Origin of the sequence: Mesorhizobium sp. M2E.F.Ca.ET.209.01.1.1, assembly GCF_004010375.2 — a bacterium.
GTDB lineage: Bacteria > Pseudomonadota > Alphaproteobacteria > Rhizobiales > Rhizobiaceae > Mesorhizobium.
The window spans coordinates 1-356 of the sequence record NZ_SADP02000505.1 but is presented as its reverse complement, the minus strand read 5'-3'; the positions used below and the strand labels follow the sequence as shown (position 1 = coordinate 356).

Sequence of the window (356 nt, the reverse complement as noted above, 5' to 3'; positions counted from 1 at the left end):
CTTGTCGGTCACGTAAAGGTGGCCGATCGTGTCGCTGCCCGTCGTGATCGTCAGCGCGCCCGTCGCCGTTTCGCTCGGATCGCTGTTGTTGGTCCCATCATGGTCGGCAATCTCGCCGGAACCTGCCGGCTCGATGCCGCGCACCGGAAGGCCAGCCTCGTTCACGCTGGTGTCCGAACCCGCGGCGATCACGAGCGTCGGCGTCGAATCCTTCAGCAGGTTGATCGTCACCGTGGTCACCGACGGATCGCCGTCACCGTCGACGATCTGGTACTGGAACGTCACCGTCCCTTCCTCGCCGGCGACCGGCGCGTAGGTGAAGGTGCCATCATTGTGGTAGGTGACCGTTCCGGTGC

General features: G+C 64.9%; 1 protein-coding gene. It reads right to left on the bottom strand.

The annotated features are described in order from the left end of the window. The coding region (locus EN852_RS41335) for a cadherin-like domain-containing protein (protein ID WP_189546483.1) at positions 1–356 on the bottom strand (356 nt) is incomplete at both ends.